The following is a 17504-nucleotide window of genomic DNA, read 5'->3' on the forward strand; positions in this document are numbered from 1 at the left end:
ACTAGACTCGGTCGGCCAGCGCGCGGCCCGCCGCGCGACCGGAGAAGATGCAGCCACCGAGGAAGGTGCCCTCCAGCGCGTTGTAACCGTGCACCCCGCCGCCGCCGAAGCCGGCCACCTCACCCGCGGCGTACAGGCCGTCGATCGGCCGGCCGTCCAGGCCGATGGCGCGCGAGGCGAGGTCGGTCTGGATGCCGCCCAACGTTTTCCGGGTCAGGATGTGTAACTTGATGCCGATCAGCGGACCGGCCTTCGGGTCGAGGATGCGGTGCGGTGCCGTGGTGCGGCCGATGCGGTCGGCCAGCGCGCGACGCGAGTTGTGGATGCCCTGGATCTGGGCGTCCTTGCTGAACGGATTGGCCACCTGCAGATCTCGGGCCTCGATTTGACGGCGGACGGTCGCGGCGTCGAGCAGCGGTTGCTCGGTGAGCGCGTTCATCTTGGCGACCAGCGTCTCGAGATCGTCGGCCACCACGAAATCGGCGCCGTTGCGCTTGAACGCCTCGACCGGGCCGGGGCCGCCCTTGCTCAGCAGGCGCTCTTTGAGGAAACCGCGGCGGTCCTTGGCGGTGATATCGGGGTTCTGCTCGGAGCCCGACAGCGCGAACTCCTTCTCGATGATGCGCTGGGTGAGGATGAACCAGGAGTGGTCGTAGCCGGCGATCTCCGGGGTGGTCCGCAGATACCGCAGCGTGCCGAGGGTGTCGTAGCCGGGTAGGTAAGGGGCGGGCAGTCGCCGACCCAGGGCGTCGAACCACATCGACGAGGGACCGGGCAGGATCCGGATCGCGTGGTTCGGCCAGATCGGATCCCAGTTCTGGATGCCCTCCGTGTAGTGCCACATGCGGTCCCGATTCACCAGTCGCACACCGGATTCCGCGGCGATGTCGAGCATCCGGCCGTCGACGTGAGCGGGGACGCCGGTGATCATCGACGACGGTGCGGTGCCCATCCGGGCCGGCCAGAACCGTCGCACGATCTCGTGGTTGGCGCCGATACCGCCGGTGGTGACCACCACGGCCTGGGCCGACATCTCGAACTCGCCCCGAACCTCCCGGTTGGACGGCGCGCCGCGCACGGCGTCGTCCGGGGCCAGCACGGTACCCCGCACCCCGGTGACCGCGCCGTCGGTGAACACGAGTTCGTCAACCCGGTGGCGATGGTGGAACGTCACGAGGCCGCGGTTCGCGGCAGCGAGCGCCGAATCGGTGAACGGTTCGACGACGCCGGTGCCCGTACCCCAGGCGACGTGGAACCGGGGCACGGAGTTGCCGTGCCCGTTGGCGCGCAGATCGCCGCGCTCGGCCCAGCCGACCGTCGGCAGGAACGAGATGCCGAGGCCGGTGAGGTAGTCGCGCTTCTCGCCGGCCGCCCACTCGACGTAGGCGCGCGCCCACTTCGCCGCCCACACGTCCTCGTCGTCGAGGCGGTCGAACGCTGCGCTGCCCTGCCAGTCGCTCCAAGCGAGCTCGAACGAGTCCTTGATGCGCATCCGGCGTTGCTCGGGGCTGTCGACCAGGAAGATCCCGCCGAACGACCAGTACGCCTGAGCGCCGAGATTCGCCGCGTTCTCCTGATCGACGACCGCGACCCGCTTACCGCGGCGGGTCAGTTCGTGCGTGGCGACCAGGCCGGCGAGCCCGGCGCCGACCACGATGACGTCAGCGTCCATGCATTGAAGATATCGGTTGCCGCCGCCGCGCCGGCCTGGATGAATGGCGCTGTGACCACATCACCGCTGAGTCGACTGACCCGCAAGCCGGACCGCGCGGCGGATCTGGCGCTGCTGCACGCCGTCTTCGACGAGTGCGCGGTGGCCACGGTGTCGACGGTGCTCGGCGACGAGCCGTGGGCGGTGCCGATGCTGGTGGCCCGCGACGGCGACCGGCTGCTGCTGCACGGGTCGACCGGTGCGGGGGCGCTGCGCCACATCGCCGACGGGGCCAAGGTGTGTGTCAGCGCGTTCGTGCTCGACGGGCTGGTCATCGCAGAGCGCCAGTTCGACCACTCGGCGAACTACCGCTCCGCGGTGGTGCGTGGTGTGGCCACCGTCGTCCCCCGCGAGGAGTCGCCGGCGCTGCTGGACCGCTTCACCGAGGGCCTCATCCCCGGCCGCGTCGAGGAGTGCCCGCCGCATTCGGCCAGGGAGGTGGCCGCCACGCTGCTGCTGGCGGTCCGCATCGTCGACGGGCAGTGGCTGGCCAAGGCCCGCAGTGGGCCGGCGGCCGAGGGCGCGGCCTGGACCGGGGTGGTTCCCGTCGAGACCCGCTACAGCGCGCCGGTCAGCGACTCGGCGCTACCGGTCCCGCCGTCGGTGCGGCGGTTGATCAGCGGGTGAGCGCGCCAGTGCACTGGGTGTAGCCGCCGCTGAGCCCGTCGAGGGCGATCAGTCTGCCGTCGGCGATGATGCGGCAGGTCACGTCGGCCGAGGACGCGTCGGTGCGGCCTGCGCTCAACGAGACGAACCGGGCGTCGGCGGGGACGGTGAACTGTCGCCGCCAGGGCAGGGTCTCCGGGGTCGCGGTGGACAGCGCGCCGTCGGCGTCTTCGTAGCGGATCTCGACGTGCCCGGCGGCGCCGGTCACCTCGTAGGCGACGGTGACCACGGCGGGCGGTTCGTGGGGCAGGGTGTACGCGGCGGTCGTGGCGACGGCCAGCAGAGCAACCAGGAGGACGGCGCGGACCGCGGTGTGGACACGGTCACCACGCTGCGTCATCCGGGCCTCCTGCGGTGCCCCCATCCTACGGAAGACGTGCGGCCCTCCCGTCGGCTTACGAGCCCTGACACAGGCGACGACCAGGCACTACCGGTATCGTGATCGCTTTCCGGGGGGAGAACGGCCGAGACGGCCGATTCTCAGCCATGCCGTAGAAGGAGCAACCTTGCCCCTGAACACCGTCGCGCTCGAACTCGTGCCGCCCAACGTCGACCGGGGCCGCGAGCATGCGCTCGAGGACGCTCACAAGGTGCTGCGCTGCTCGGCCGAGGCCGGTATCGAGGGCCGCATCGGACACGTCATGATCCCGGGGATGATCGAGGAGGACAGCGGTCGTCCCATCGAAATGAAGCCCAAGATGGACGTGCTGGACTTCTGGCAGATCATCCAGCCGGAACTGCCGGGCGTCCGCGGGTTGTGTACGCAGGTCACCGCGTTCCTCGACGAGCCCGCGCTGCGGCAGCGGCTGACCGAACTGGGTACCGCCGGCTTCGACGGCATCGCGTTCGTCGGGGTCCCGCGCACCATGAACGACGGCGAGGGCGGCGGGGTCGCGCCCACCGATGCGCTGTCGCTCTACGAGAACCTCGTCGACAACCGCGGCGCGATCCTGATTCCGACCCGCGACGGTGAGCAGGGCCGCTTCACGTTCAAGTGCAAGCAGGGCGCGACCTACGGCATGACGCAGCTGCTGTACTCCGACGCCATCGTCGACTACCTGGCCGAGTTCGCGGCGAACAACGAGTTCCGGCCGGAGATCCTGCTGTCGTTCGGGTTCGTGCCGAAGATGGAGAGCCGCGTCGGGCTGATCAACTGGCTGATCCAGGATCCGGGCAATCCCGCGGTCGCCGCCGAGCAGGAGTTCGTCAAGTCCCTGGCCGCCAGCGAGCCCGCCGAGAAGCGCCGCATGCTGCTCGACCTGTACAAGCGGGTGATCGACGGGGTCGGCGAGCTCGGATTCCCGCTGAGCCTGCACTTCGAGGTCACCTACGGGGTGTCGACGCCGGCGTTCGAGACGCTCGCCGAGATGCTGGAGTACTGGTCGCCGACCCGCGCCGGCTGACCTCGCGTTGAGTTTGCACCCAGATCGCCGATCCGGCGATCGGGACGATCTGACTGCAATGTGAACGCGGTGGCGGACCGCCTATCCTGGCGCGAGTGTCCGAACCGTCCCGCGAGGAGTTGCGTGCGCTGCGCCGGCGTCTCGACGGCCTGACGATCCGCGACGCGTCCCGGCTCGGGCGCCGCCTCAAGGACCGTCGCCTCACGGCCGAGAAACTCGCGCAGATCGAGCGGCAGATCGTGACCGGCGAGGCGCTGATCGCCACCCGCACCGCGGCCGTGCCCGCGATCACCTATCCGGATCTGCCGGTCAGCGAACGCCGCGACGACATCGCCAAGGCCATCGCCGAGCATCAGGTGGTGGTCGTCGCCGGCGAGACGGGCTCCGGCAAGACCACGCAGCTGCCCAAGATCTGTCTGGAGCTCGGTCGGGGTATCCGCGGCACCATCGGCCACACGCAGCCGCGGCGGCTCGCAGCGCGCACGGTCGGCCAGCGCATCGCCGACGAACTCGGCACGCCGCTGGGCGACGCCGTCGGCTACACGGTGCGGTTCACCGATCAGGCCAGTGACCGCACGCTGGTCAAGCTGATGACCGACGGCATCCTGCTCGCCGAGATCCAGCGCGACCGCCGTCTGCTGCGCTACGACACCCTGATCCTCGACGAGGCCCACGAACGCAGCCTCAACATCGACTTCCTGCTCGGCTATCTGCGCGAGTTGCTGCCGCGGCGGCCCGATCTGAAGGTCATCGTCACCTCGGCGACCATCGAGCCGGAGCGGTTCGCTGCGCACTTCTCGGGCGCCCCGATCGTCGAGGTGTCCGGCCGCACGTACCCCGTCGAGATCCGGTACCGCCCTCTCGAGGTCCCCGTCGTCGACGCGTCGGGCGACGATCCCGACGACCCGGACCACGAGGTCGTTCGCACCGAACTGCGGGACCCGACCGACGCCATCGTCGACGCGGTGCGCGAACTCGAGGCCGAACCGCCCGGTGACGTGCTGGTGTTCCTGTCGGGGGAGCGCGAGATCCGCGACACCGCCGAGGTGCTGCGCGGGGCGCTGGCCGACACCGAGGTGCTGCCGCTCTACGCGCGGCTGCCCACCGCCGAACAGCAGAAGGTGTTCTCGACGAGCAGGCATGGCCGCCGCGTCGTGCTGGCCACCAACGTGGCCGAGACGTCGCTGACGGTGCCGGGGATCCGCTACGTCGTCGACCCCGGCACCGCGCGCATATCCCGCTACAGCAGGCGCACCAAGGTGCAGCGGTTGCCGATCGAGCCGATCTCCCAGGCGTCCGCGGCCCAACGCGCCGGCCGCTCCGGGCGCACCGCCCCCGGCGTGTGCATCCGGCTGTACTCGGAAGCCGACTTCGACTCGCGCCCGCGCTACACCGATCCGGAGATCCTGCGCACCAACCTCGCCGCGGTCATCCTGCAGATGTCCGCGCTCGGTCTCGGTGATCTAGAGGGTCCCGTGCCCTTCCCTTTTTTAGATCCGCCGGACAAGCGCAGCATCCGCGACGGGGTGGCACTGCTGCAGGAGCTCGGCGCGTTCGACCGGGAGGGCAGGCTCACCGACATCGGACGCCGGCTGGCGCGACTGCCACTCGATCCGCGCATCGGCCGCATGATCCTGCAGGCCGACACCGAGGGGTGTGTGCGCGAGGTGCTGGTACTGGCCGCCGCGCTGTCGATCCCCGACCCGCGCGAACGGCCCGTCGACAAAGAGGCCCAGGCGCTGCAGAAGCACGCGCGGTTCAAGGACGAGCACTCCGACTTCGTGTCCTACCTGAACCTGTGGCGGTATCTCCGGGACCAGCGAAACGAACGCTCCAGCAGCTCTTTTCGCCGGATGTGCCGAGAAGAATTCCTGCACTACCTGCGGATCCGCGAATGGCAGGACCTGACCGGCCAGCTGCGCAGCATCGCCGCTGACCTCGGAATCCGGGAGTCGAACGAACCCGCCGATCCGGCCGCCATCCACGCCGCGCTGGTGTCAGGGTTGCTCTCCCACATCGGATTACGGGACGGCGACGCCCGCGACTACCAGGGGGCGCGCAACACCCGGTTCGTGCTGGCGCCCGGGTCGGTGCTGACGAGGCGGCCGCCGCGCTGGATCGTGGTGGCGGATCTGGTGGAGACCAGCAGGCTGTTCGGCCGCAACGCAGCCCGCATCGAACCGGAGATGGTGGAGCGCATCGCCGGCGACCTCATCCAGCGCACCTACAGCGAACCGCACTGGGACGCCCAGCGCGGCGCGGTGATGGCGTACGAACGCGTCACGCTCTACGGGTTGCCGCTGGTGGCGCGCCGCCGGATCGGCTACTCGCAGATCGATCCGGAACTCGCCCGTGAGCTGTTCATCCGGCACGCGCTGGTCGAGGGCGACTGGCAGACCAAACACCACTTCTTCCGCGACAACGCCCGGCTGCGTGCCGAACTCGAGGAGATGGAGGAGCGGGCGCGACGGCGCGACATGCTGGTGGGCGACGAAGAGGTGTTCGCGTTCTACGCTGCCCGCATCCCCGCCGACGTGGTGTCGGCGCGACACTTCGACGCGTGGTGGCGCAAGGAGCGGCACCGCTCTCCGGACCTGCTGACGATGACCCGGGCGGACCTGCTGCGCGCCGACGATGCCGACGAACTGCCGAACGCGTGGCAGGCGGGCGATCTCTCGCTGCCGTTGACGTACCGCTTCGAACCGGGCGCAGCGGACGACGGCATCACGGTGCACGTCCCGGTGGAGGTGCTGTCGCGGCTCGGCGGCGACGACTTCGCCTGGCACGTCCCGGCGTTACGCGAGGAACTGATCACCGCGTTGATCAAGGCCCTGCCGAAGGAGTTGCGGCGCAACTTCGTTCCCGCGCCGGACACCGCCCGCGAGGTGTTGCGCACGATGGACCCGGGCAGCGGCCCACTGCTGGAGAGTCTGCAGCACGAGCTGTGGCGGCGCAGCGGGGTGACGGTGCCGCTGGAGGCGTTCGATCTGTCCAAGGTGCCACCGCATCTGCGGGTGACGTTCGCCGTCGAGGCCGACGGGGCCGAGGTCGCGCGGGGTAAGGACCTCGAGAATCTGCAGGAGCAGCTCGCCGCGCCGGTGCGCAAAGCCGTCGCCCAGGCGGTAGCAGACGGGTTGGAGCGCACCGGATTACGGTCGTGGCCCGACGATCTCGCCGAACTCCCGCGGATGGTCGAGAACACCTCCGGCGCGCACCGGGTCCGCGGCCATCCGGCGTTCGTCGATGCCGGCAAGGCGGTCGACCTGCGGGTGTTCCCGACCCCGGCCGAACAGGACGCGGCGATGGGGCCGGGGCTGCGGCGGCTGCTGCGGCTGTCGGCGCCCTCACCGGTCAAGCAGGTCGAACGGGGCCTCGACATGCGGCAGCGACTCACGTTGGGCGCCAACCCCGACGGGTCGCTGGCGGCGTTGATCGAGGACTGCGCCGATGCAGCCGTGGACGTCCTGGTGACGGCGCCGGTGTGGACGCGCGAGGCGTTCACCGCCGAGGCGCAGCGGGTGGGCCGGTCGCTGGTGCCGACGACGCTGGACGTCGTGCGTCGCACGGAGAAGGTGCTCGTCGCGGCCCAGCAGGTGGAGGTCGCGTTACCGGCGAGACCGCTTCCGGCGCAGTCGGAGTCGATCGCCGACGTCCGGGCGCATCTGGCGGCGGTGCTGCCTGCCGGATTCGTGACGGCCACCGGCGCCCGCCATCTCGCCGATCTGACGCGGTATCTGATGGCCGTCGGTCGCCGGCTCGAGCGGTTACCGCATGCGATAGGCGCCGACCGGGAGCGGATGGCGGTGGTGCACGACGTGACCGCCGCCTACGACGACCTGCGCGCGTCGCTGTCGCCGGCGCGGGCCGCGGCCCACGACGTCCGCGACATCGGCCGGATGATCGAGGAGCTGCGTGTCAGCCTGTGGGCGCAGCAACTCGGCACCCCCCGGCCGGTCAGCGAGCAGCGGATCTACCGGGCGATCGACGCGATCACGGGCTGACGGCCCCTCAACTGGCGACCACGTACACCACCGCGGCCAGCGCGAAGGACATGAACCCGATCGCCGTGGCGATCACGGTCCAGGTCTTCAGCGTGGTCACCGTGTCGAATCCGCAGAAGCGGCCGATCAGCCAGAAGCCGGAGTCGTTCACGTGGGAGAACGTGATCGAACCGGCGCAGATGGCGATGACCACGGCCGCGAGCGCGATCGCACCGAGGTTCATCGATGTCACCGCCGGGGCCATGATCGCACCTGCGGTGGTCGCCGCGACGGTCGCCGAGCCCTGCGCCACCCGGAACGCGATCGCGATCAGGAAGCCGGACAGGATGACGGGCAGTCCCAGGGCGTCGAGGCCGTCGGCCAGCGTCTGGCCGATCCCGGTCTCGGTGAGAACCCGCCCGAAAGCGCCACCCGCACCGGTGATCAGGATGATCGAGCAGACCGGCGCCAGGGCGTCGTCGACGAGATTCTCCAGCAGGCCGCCGATCGGTTCGCCGCGCCGCCGTCGTGGCCGCAGGTACAGCAGCACCATGGCCAGCAGCACGCTGATCAGCAACGCCATCGAGGTCGTCCCGATCAGCCGGGAGAGCTGGTAGAAGACGTTGTCGTCGGTGACGGCTCCGTCGGCCTCCAGCGTCGAGAACACCGTGTTGAAGAAGATCAGGAACAGCGGCAGCAGCAGCACCAGGATGACGGTCCAGAATCCGGGGCGCTCGTCCTCGGGATAGTCCTTGGGCTCACCGAGCAGTGTCGGCACCGGCATGTTCGGGTAGCGCTTGGCGATGATGAGGCTGAGCCGGTATCCGGCGAGGTACCAGGTCGGCAAGCCGACGAGCAGCGCGACGACGACCACCATCCCGACGTCGGCGCCCATCACCGTGGCCGCGGCGGTGGGGCCGGGATGCGGCGGAGTCAGGGCGTGCATCATCAGGAACGCGCCGATCGACGGCAGCACGTAGAGCATGAACGAGCCGCCCAGGCGCCGCGCCACGGTGTAGATGATGGGCAGCATGACGATGAAGCCGGCGTCCAGGAAGATCGGGAACGCGTAGAACAGCGAGGCTACGGCCAGCGCCAGTGGCGCCCGCTTCTCCCCGAACCGCGACAGCATCTTGTCGGCCAATGTCTGTGCGCCACCGGTCATTTCGACTAGCCGCCCGAGTACGGCGCCGAAGCCGACGAGCAACGCGACCGTGCCGACGGTATTACTGAAGCCGGCGATGACCACGGTGACGACATCGCCCATGCTGATGCCGGCGGCGAGGCCGGTCAGCACACTGACGATGATCAGCGAGAAGAAGGCGTGCAGCCGGACCTTGATGATCAGGAACAGCAGCACCGCGATCGCGACGACCGCGATGAGGATGAGCAGGGCGGCGGGCCGCTCGGCGAGAACGACTTCGTCCATGAGGTTCAGGATCCCTTCGGGGCCGGACCGAGTTCGCGCAGCAGATCAGCCATGCGCGAGTACGCCTTGTTGCGATAGGCGATGAGTTCCGCCTTGGTCTCGTCGTCGAAGTCGCCCGTCCAGCCCTTACCGTTCTTGGTGCCGTGGCGACCCGCGTCGACGGTGTCGGCGAGCAGCTTCGGCGTGGCCATGCGCTCGCCGAACTCGTTCTCCAGCGTGTGGAATCCCTTGGCGTACACGTCGAGTCCGGCCATGTCGGCGATGGCGAAGGGGCCGAAGAACCCGAGGCGGAAACCGAAGGTGGTGCGGACGATGGTGTCGACGTCCTCGATCGAGGCGACACCCTGCTCGACGATCAGCGTCGCCTCCTTCAACAGTGCGTACTGCAGGCGGTTGAGCGCCATCCCGGGGGTGTCGGCGACCTGGGCGCCTTCCCGGCCGGCGCGCACGAGGAGGTCCTTGACCGTGTCGATGACCTCCTGGGTGGTGGCCTCGCCGGCGACCAGCTCCACGCCGGGAATGAACGGCGCCGGGTTGGAGAAGTGCACGGTGAGGAACCGCTCGGGATGGGTGACCGCTTCGACGAGCACCTTGACCGGAATGGTGGAGGTGTTGGTGCCGATGATCGCGTCGGGGCGGGCGCTCGTGCAGATCCGGGCCAGTACGTCCTTCTTGACGTCGGCGTCCTCGAAGACCGCCTCCATCACGAAATCGACGTCGGCGACGGCGTTCTCGATGCTGTCGCCTGCGGTGAGGTTGCCCATGATGGCGTCGGCGCTACCCGCGTCGAACAAACCCTGTTCCTCGAATTCGCGGGCCTCTCGCTCCAGGCGTTCGAGCGCCGAGGCGGTGGCCTCGGCGCTGACGTCGGCGATCTTGACCTGGAATCCGCTGAGCGCCAGGGACTGGGCGATACCGCCGCCCATGTAGCCGGCGCCGACGACCGTGACGGTGTTGATCTTGCGCATGCGAGAGCCTTTCGGGTTGAGGTCAGGCGAGGGCGGAGGTGAGCACCTGGAGGATGTACTCCCGGTTCTCCGCGCACACGCCCAGGGAGTCGGAGCCGTAGTGCTCGCAGCAGAACGGCCCGGTGTAGCCGAGTTCCAGTGCCAGACGGATCATCTGGCGGTAGTTGATGTAGCCATACTTCAACGGCAGGGGTGCCGAGCTGTAGGCGCCGGTCGCCGGATCGTAGTCGCGCGAGTAATTCTTGATGTGCCAGAAGTTCGAGTAGGGCAGGACCTTGGCGTACATCTCGCTGAAATGCGGCATGGGCCGGTGCAGTCGGATGAGGTTGCCCAGATCCGGGTTGAGCCCCACCGCGTCGTGGTCGACGTCGCGGAGGAACTGGACCGCCTCGTCCGGTGTGCCGATGTAGGTGTCCTCGTACATCTCGAGGCTGACCTCGATGCCGTTGGACCGGGCGTGATCGCCGAGCTCGCGGATCCGTTCGATCGCCAGATCGCGCAGCGCCGGATCGTCGACGTGGCCTTCCACCAGCCAGAACCAGATCTGCTCGCTCTGCTCTGGGGTGACCGCCTGCATGAACCCGGTGTTGACGATCGTGGCGCCGAACGACGGGGCGAGGTCGATGAGGCGGTGCGCATCGGCGAGGTTCTGTTCACCGTTGGCCACGTCGACGACCGAGTTGCGGGTCATGGAGATCGACGAGATCGACAGGCCCTCGTCGGTCAGCACACCGCGGAACTCCTCGACCCGGTCGTCGGACAGCGCGGCGAGCGGGACCCAGGCGTCGGTGGGATCGATGTGGTCGAACCCCAACTCGCGGACCTGGCGCAGCTGCGAGGCCCACACCGCGGCAGGCGCGTCCTTGATGTGTCCGCCGTCCGGCGCGCGGTTGCCGAAACCGAGCATGTTGGCCGCGATCGGCCAGGTGTCGGCCGTATATCTCTGAGTGCTCGTAGTGTTCTGCATCACAATATAGGATATAGGTCGACCGGTGGGTGATGTCAAGGGCGGTAAACTCCCGTTCCACCGGGACCGAAAGGCTGGAGTGGAAGCGCACGAGTTCGGGATGCCGGCACGCAGCACGCTCGTCGACCAGGTCTACGAGCGCCTGATGGAGTTGCTGCTGGACGGCACGCTGCGGTCGGGAGATCCGATCAGCATCGACGGGACGGCCCGCCACCTCGGGGTCTCGCCCACGCCGGTCCGCGAGGCGCTGGCGCGCCTGGAGTCCACGGGAAACGTGGTGCGGGTTGCGATGCGCGGCTACCGGGTGCCGGAGATGCCGGACGCCAAAGAGATCGCCGACATCATGGACGCCCGCCTGCTCATCGAGCCCCACCTGGCCGAATTGGCCTGCGCACGGGCCGACGGCGCCCTACTCGACGCCCTCGAGGAGCTGATCGCCGAACAGGAGCGCGCCCCGCACACTCCCGACGCGTCGGCGATCCGCGAGTTCCACCGCGCCGACGAGCAGTTCCACCGGTTGATCGCCGAATGCGCGGACAACGCCGCGCTGCTGCGCGCCTATGACGCGCTCGGTGGTCACGGGCAGCGGTTCCGGCTGTTCATCGGCGTGGGTGTCACCGATTCGGCGCACGCGATCGCCGAACATCGCGAGATCCTGACCGCGCTGCGACGAGGTTTCGGCCCCGAGGTGTACCGGATCATGCATGCGCACATCAGGAGCGTGAAGCAGCGGGCGCTGACTGAGCAGGCCGAGGCCGAACGCGTCGGATAGCCCGGGCAGATGGCGGCCAAGACCACGCATTTCCTATAGGATGTGAGGCCGAACACTCGGTTGCAGCCTCCTCAAGGACGGAACAATGACGTACCTCCTCAACAAAGCTGACGACTTCGCCGACGAGGCGGTGCGCGGCCTCGTCGCCGCGCATCCGGACCTGCTCGTCGAGGTCCCCGGAGGCGTGGCGCGTGCAAGCCAGACGCCGGAGGGCCAGCCCGCGCTGGTGATCGGCGGCGGGTCCGGGCACTACCCGGCGTTCGCCGGCTGGGTCGGACCCGGCATGGGCCACGGCGCCCCCTGCGGCAACATCTTCTCCTCGCCGTCGGCCTCGGAGGTCTACTCCGTGGTGCGCAACGCCGAGAACGGCGGAGGCGTCATCCTCGGATTCGGCAACTACGCCGGAGACGTCCTGCACTTCGGCATGGCCGCGGAGAAACTGCGCCACGAAGGCATCGACGTCCGCATCATCAGGGTCAGCGACGACATCGCCTCCAACGGCCCGGAGAACCACCGCGACCGCCGCGGCGTCGCCGGTGACCTCCCCGTCTTCAAGATCGCCGGCGCCGCGATCGAGGCGGGCGCCGATCTCGACGAGGCCGAACGCCTGGCCTGGAAGGCCAACGACGCGACCCGCTCGTTCGGCCTGGCGTTCGACGGTTGCACCCTGCCCGGGGCCGGTGAACCGCTCTTCCACGTCGAGAAGGGCCGGATGGGCGTCGGACTCGGCATTCACGGCGAGCCCGGTATCCGGGACGAGGACCTCGGCACCGCCGCGGACGTCGCCGATCTGCTCGTCGACGCCGTCCTGGCCGAAGAACCGCCCCGCGGGGAGGACGGGTACGACGGCCGGGTCGCGGTGATCCTCAACGGCCTCGGCACGGTCAAGTACGAGGAGCTGTTCGTCGTCTACGGACGCGTCGCGCAGCGGCTCGAGGAGAAGGGGCTCACCGCCGTGCGCCCCGAGGTGGGCGAATTCGTCACCAGCCTCGATATGGCCGGTCTGTCGCTGACGGTGGTGTTTCTCGACCAGGAACTCGAGACGCTGTGGACGGCGCCGGTGGAGACCCCCGCCTACCGCCGCGGCGCGATGCCGGACGTGCAGCGCCCGCCGCGCACTGGCATCTGGGACGCGGCGGACGCCGAGATCCCGGAGGCTGGCGAGGAGTCGCGCGCCTGCGCCCGCAGAATCTCCGAGGTCCTCGGCACGTTCGAGCGGGTGTGCGCCGACAACGAGTCCGAGCTCGGCCGCCTGGACGCGGTCGCCGGCGACGGCGATCACGGCCAGGGCATGACGTTCGGCTCCCGGGGCGCTGCCCGCGCAGCGCGCGACGGGGTCGAGCAGGGCGCCGGTGCCCGGACGACGCTGCTACTGGCCGGGCAGGCGTGGGCCGACTCGGCCGGCGGCACCTCGGGCGCGCTGTGGGGTGCCGCGCTGGCCAGCGCCGGAGGTGCGTTCACCGACACCGCGGGCGCCGACGAGCAGAGCATCGTCGACGCGGTCACCGCGGGGATCGACGCCGTTCTCCGGCTCGGTGGCGCCCGCCCGGGCGACAAGACGATGGTCGACGCCGCAGTGCCGTTCCGCGAGGCGCTGACCGAAGCGTTCGAGGCCGAGGCGGGTCCGGCGATCGTCGCGGCGGCACAGGTGGCGCGCGACGCGGCGGACAAGACCGCCGAGATCGCGGCGCGGTTGGGCCGCGCGCGGGTACTCGGTGAGAAGAGCCTCGGCACCCCGGACCCCGGCGCGCTGTCGTTCGCACTGTTGATGGCAGCTCTCGGCGAGCATCTGACCGGATGAGCCGACAGCTGACTAAGGATGACGAAGGAGCAGAAGACATGGCATTGAGGATTGTGGTCGGCGGAGACAACGCCGGATTCAATTACAAGGAGGCGCTGCGGAAGGACCTCGAGGCCGACGAGCGGGTGGACGTCATTGCCGACGTCGGCGTCTCGGACCTGAAGGACACCACGTCCTACCCGAACGTCGCGGTCGCAGCCGCAGAGAAGATCGCCCGCGGCGAGGCGGACCGCGCGCTGTTGATCTGCGGGACCGGCCTGGGCGTGGCGATCGCGGCGAACAAGGTCAAGGGTATCCGCGCCGTCACCGCGCACGATCTGTACTCGGTGCAGCGCTCGGTGCTGTCGAACAACGCGCAGGTGCTGTGCATGGGTGAGCGCGTGGTCGGACTGGAGTTGGCGCGGGTGCTCGTCAAGGAGTGGCTGGAACTCGAATTCGACCCCGAGTCGTCCTCCGCGGCCAAGGTCGCCGACATCAGCGCCTACGAGAGTGACTGATCCGGTCCCGACCGCGACCGGTCCGCTGTGGATCGGTACCAGCTGGAAGATGAACAAGGGTCTGGCCGAGGCCCGCTACTACGCCCGCGGGCTGGCCGACCACCTCCAGCGGACCGCGCTGCCGGGCGTGCAGCCCTTCATCATTCCGTCGTTCACCGCTCTGGCCGTCACCCGCGAGGAACTCGGCACCGATTCGCCGGTGCTTCTCGGGGTGCAGAACGCGCACTGGGAGGACGAAGGCGCCTGGACCGGTGAGGTTTCGGTGGCCCAGGCGAAGGACGCCGGCGCCCAGCTCGTCGAGATCGGACACTCTGAGCGCCGCGAGCACTTCGGCGAAACGGTGGCCACCACCCGGCTGAAAGTCGCTGCCGCCCTGCGCCACGGGCTCGTCCCACTGCTGTGCATCGGCGAGAGCGACGAGGTCAAACAGGCGGGCGGATCGTCGGAGTTCATCCTCGACCAGGCGGCCGGTGCGCTCGACGGGCTGACCGCCGATCAGCTGCGACACGTCCTGATCGCCTACGAACCCATCTGGGCGATCGGCGAACACGGCCGTCCCGCCACGGTCCCGGAGCTGCAGGAGCCGTTCGCTGAGCTCGGCCGCGAATACGGCAGTCGCACAGCGGGTCTGCTCTACGGCGGCTCGGTGAACCTCGACAACGCCGCGGACCTGCTCGGCATCGAGCACGTCACCGGACTCTTCGTCGGCCGCACCGCCTGGCAGTTACCGGGCTATCTGCGGCTGCTCGAGATCGGCGCGAACCACCCGAAAGCCGGCTGAACCGCGCCGGTTCAGCCGCGCAGCGACGTCGACGGCCGCCAGGCCAGCGCCCCGATCACCAAGCCCGCGAACGGAATGGCGGCCAGTATCGTGCTCAGCGTCGCGCTGCCACCGGTCACCAGCGTGAAGTTCGACAGCACCAGCCACATACAGCCGAGCAGGCCGAGCACCGCCACGGCGGGTGCGATCCGCGTCGTGAACAGGCCCCCGGCCCGGTCCCGGTGGCGGGCGAAGAACACCAGCACCGCCACCGACGTCGTCAGCATCAGGGTCACCATGCCGACGGTCGCGACGCCCGCCATCGACCCGAACACCCCCACCAGCGGATCGACACCCAGCACCGCGAGGATCGCCACGATGACCGTCGCCGTGATGGTCTGCACCACCGACGAGAACGCCGGGGACTCATGGCTGCCGTGGATACGGGCCAGCCGGGCCGGCAGCAGACCCTTTCCGGCCAGCACGAACTGGTAGCGCGCGATCACGTTGTGGAACGACAGCACGCAGGCGAACAGACTGGTCAGCAGCAGCACGTTCACGATGTCGCGCCCGACCGTGCCCAGCATGTCCCCGGTGGTGTCGAGCAGCATGTTGCCGTTGCCGTCGAGGGTCTGCCGCGCCACGCCGGTCACCTGATCCGGGCCGATCGCCACCACGAACGCCCACACCGTGATCGCGTAGAACGAACCGATGATGATCACCGCGGCATAGGTGGCGATCGGGATGGTCCGCTCGGGGTCGCGCGCCTCGTCCCGGAACACCGCGGTGGCCTCGAAGCCGATGAATCCGGTGAGCGCGAACAGGATCGCGATGGCGATCGCACCCTGGGTGAACGTGGCCGGCGCGAACGAGGTGAACGTGATCCCGGCCGGACCGGGGTTGGCGACCATCACGACGTCGAGCACCACCACGATGCCGATCTCCAGAGCGAGCGCGACCCCGAGCACCTTGGCGCTCAGTTCGATGTGCCGGTAGCCGAGCACCGCCACGATCGCCAGGACGGCGAAAGAGTAGACGGGCCAGGGGATCACCGGGCCGTTGTAGAACGCGACCGTATCGGAGATCGCCCAGCCGATGTAGCCGTAGATGCCGACCTGGATCGCGGTGTAGGCGATCAGCGCCACCACGGCGATGCCCTTGCCCATCCGCTCACCGAGGCCCACGGTCACGTAGGAGAAGAACGCCCCGGCCTCGGGGACGTGGGGCGTCATCGTCACGAATCCGACGCTGAACACCAGCAGCACCAGCGCGGCGATCAGGAAGCCCATCGGGGCGCCTGCGCCGTTGCCGATCCCCATCGCCAGCGGCATGTTGCCGCCGATCACCGTCAGCGGGGCGGCGGCGGCGACGACCATGAACACGATGCCGACCGGGCCGAGATGCCCCTTCAGCCGCCGCTTCTCCGGGGTGGTGGATGTCGTCATGAGTTCTCCTGGAAGGCGTTTCGCAGTCGGTCGTGGTCGATCGCATGGGCGGTGTAGCCGCGGTGGCCGGTCAGTGTGGTGGCGGCGACCATCGCGTTGACGATGGCCTCCTCGGTGGCCTCGATGGTCAGGTCGAACAACCGGGTCATCAGCTGCGGCGCCACCATCCGCACCGGGATCTCCGGACGCGCGGTGTCGGCGTCTTCGTCCCACGAATACGGGGGGATGCCGCGGTTACCGGTCGAGAAGGCCAGCATCAGGTCGCCGCTGTACTGCTCGCCGGTCCCGCCGAGCCGGCCGACCGCGAGCGCCGAGCGTTGCGCCAACCGACGGCACTGGTGGGGGAGCAGCGGCGCGTCGGTCGCGACGATGACGATGATCGATCCCGAGCCCGGTTCGTATCCGGCCGGCAGCGCCGGCAGGGGCACCTCGGCCGGTCCGATGAGCTCGCCGATCGGGGCGCCGTTGATCCGGAGGCGTTCGCGCCGACCGTGATTGGCCTGAACCAGGACGCCGACGGTGTATCGGCCGGCGGCCGTCTCCGTCACCCGGGAGGCGGTGCCGATCCCGCCCTTGAAACCGTGGCAGATCATGCCGGTGCCGCCGCCGATGTTGCCCTCCGCGGGGGCATCCGTCGACGCGCTGTCCAGCGCCGCCCGCACGTGTTCCGGGCGCACGTGAAAGCCGTTGATGTCGTTGAGCAGACCGTCGTAGGTCTCGCCGACCACCGGCAGCGACCAGTAGACGCCCTCGCCCCGGGCCCGGACGTGCGCGGCGACCAACTCGTCGCGGACGACGCCGACGCTGTGGGTGTTGGTCAGGCCGATCGCGGTGGTGAGTTCCCCGGATTCACGAATCCACTCCAGGCCGGTCAGCTCACCGCTGCCGTTGAGGCGGTGCGCTCCGGCGAACACCGGTTCGGTCCAGATGTCGTCGTGCGGGACGACGACCGTCACGCCGGTGTGCACCGCGGGGGGACCGTCGGCGTGCAGCGTGGTGTGCCCGACGCGTACCCCGGCGACATCGGTGATCGCATTGGCGGGGCCGGGCGGGTGCTCGCCGATCACCACGCCGAGGTCTCTGGCACGCATGCGTTCCGCTCGAT

At 69.3% G+C, this 17504-nt stretch carries 14 protein-coding genes; 7 read left to right on the forward strand and 7 right to left on the reverse strand.

Translation table 11 applies throughout. The features are described from left to right. Position 1 precedes the first annotated feature (1 nt). Complete coding sequence (locus A5757_RS13775) at positions 2–1672, reverse strand: FAD-binding dehydrogenase (protein WP_066835035.1); 1671 nt, start codon at positions 1670–1672, stop codon at positions 2–4. A gap of 39 nt (positions 1673–1711) precedes the next feature. Here A5757_RS13775 and A5757_RS13780 point away from each other — a divergent pair, with 39 nt between their 5' ends. Beyond that, positions 1712–2338: a pyridoxamine 5'-phosphate oxidase family protein gene (locus A5757_RS13780; protein ID WP_066835180.1), complete on the forward strand. Its 627-nt coding sequence runs from the start codon at positions 1712–1714 to the stop codon at positions 2336–2338. Here the strand turns inward: A5757_RS13780 and A5757_RS13785 are convergent. Further along, positions 2328–2717 (reverse strand): MmpS family transport accessory protein, encoded by a 390-nt coding sequence (locus A5757_RS13785; protein ID WP_066835182.1) that lies wholly within the window; start codon positions 2715–2717, stop codon positions 2328–2330. The genes A5757_RS13780 and A5757_RS13785 overlap by 11 nt on opposite strands. Before the next feature lie 166 nt (positions 2718–2883). Between A5757_RS13785 and A5757_RS13790 the strand changes: the two genes are divergently transcribed. Both A5757_RS13790 and hrpA read left to right on the forward strand, forming a co-directional pair. Next, positions 2884–3780: a mycobacterial-type methylenetetrahydrofolate reductase gene (locus A5757_RS13790; RefSeq protein ID WP_066835037.1), complete on the forward strand. Its 897-nt coding sequence runs from the start codon at positions 2884–2886 to the stop codon at positions 3778–3780. 95 nt (positions 3781–3875) lie between these two features. Beyond that, positions 3876–7781, forward strand: a complete 3906-nt coding sequence (gene hrpA / locus A5757_RS13795) for an ATP-dependent RNA helicase HrpA (protein WP_066835038.1) — start codon at positions 3876–3878, stop codon at positions 7779–7781. A gap of 7 nt (positions 7782–7788) precedes the next feature. Here the strand turns inward: hrpA and A5757_RS13800 are convergent, their stop codons facing one another. The 3 genes from A5757_RS13800 to A5757_RS13810 are packed head-to-tail and all read right to left on the reverse strand — an operon-like array spanning position 7789 to position 11124. Then, positions 7789–9189, reverse strand: coding sequence for a GntP family permease (locus tag A5757_RS13800; RefSeq protein ID WP_066835040.1), 1401 nt, complete (start codon positions 9187–9189; stop codon positions 7789–7791). A 5-nt stretch (positions 9190–9194) separates the two neighbouring features. Then, a complete protein-coding gene (locus A5757_RS13805) occupies positions 9195–10157 on the reverse strand; it encodes a 3-hydroxyacyl-CoA dehydrogenase family protein (RefSeq protein WP_066835042.1) in 963 nt (320 codons plus the stop codon). 22 nt (positions 10158–10179) lie between these two features. Then, positions 10180–11124, reverse strand: a complete 945-nt coding sequence (locus A5757_RS13810) for a sugar phosphate isomerase/epimerase (RefSeq protein ID WP_066835044.1) — start codon at positions 11122–11124, stop codon at positions 10180–10182. Positions 11125–11149: 25 nt separating this feature from the next. Here A5757_RS13810 and A5757_RS13815 point away from each other — a divergent pair, with 25 nt between their 5' ends. The 4 genes from A5757_RS13815 (at position 11150) to A5757_RS13830 (ending at position 14975) form a co-directional block, all read left to right on the forward strand. Then, positions 11150–11896: a GntR family transcriptional regulator gene (locus tag A5757_RS13815; protein WP_231983982.1), complete on the forward strand. Its 747-nt coding sequence runs from the start codon at positions 11150–11152 to the stop codon at positions 11894–11896. Positions 11897–11981: 85 nt separating this feature from the next. Then, entirely contained in the window at positions 11982–13697 is a 1716-nt protein-coding gene (gene lerK / locus A5757_RS13820) for an L-erythrulose 1-kinase (RefSeq protein ID WP_066835046.1), read from the forward strand. 38 nt (positions 13698–13735) lie between these two features. Beyond that, complete coding sequence (locus tag A5757_RS13825) at positions 13736–14194, forward strand: ribose-5-phosphate isomerase (protein WP_066835048.1); 459 nt, start codon at positions 13736–13738, stop codon at positions 14192–14194. After that, positions 14187–14975, forward strand: coding sequence for a triose-phosphate isomerase (locus A5757_RS13830; protein WP_255360370.1), 789 nt, complete (start codon positions 14187–14189; stop codon positions 14973–14975). The genes A5757_RS13825 and A5757_RS13830 overlap by 8 nt, the downstream gene beginning before the upstream one ends. A gap of 11 nt (positions 14976–14986) precedes the next feature. Here the strand turns inward: A5757_RS13830 and A5757_RS13835 are convergent, their stop codons facing one another. Together A5757_RS13835 and A5757_RS13840 are read right to left on the reverse strand one after the other, a co-directional pair. After that, positions 14987–16399 (reverse strand): APC family permease, encoded by a 1413-nt coding sequence (locus A5757_RS13835; protein ID WP_066835050.1) that lies wholly within the window; start codon positions 16397–16399, stop codon positions 14987–14989. Next, a complete protein-coding gene (locus A5757_RS13840; RefSeq protein ID WP_066835052.1) occupies positions 16396–17490 on the reverse strand; it encodes a P1 family peptidase in 1095 nt (364 codons plus the stop codon). Before A5757_RS13840 ends, A5757_RS13835 begins: the two co-directional genes overlap by 4 nt. Positions 17491–17504: the final 14 nt, after the last annotated feature.

Origin of the sequence: Mycobacterium sp. 852013-51886_SCH5428379 (genome assembly GCF_001665575.1) — a bacterium.
Classification (GTDB): Bacteria; Actinomycetota; Actinomycetes; order Mycobacteriales; family Mycobacteriaceae; genus Mycobacterium.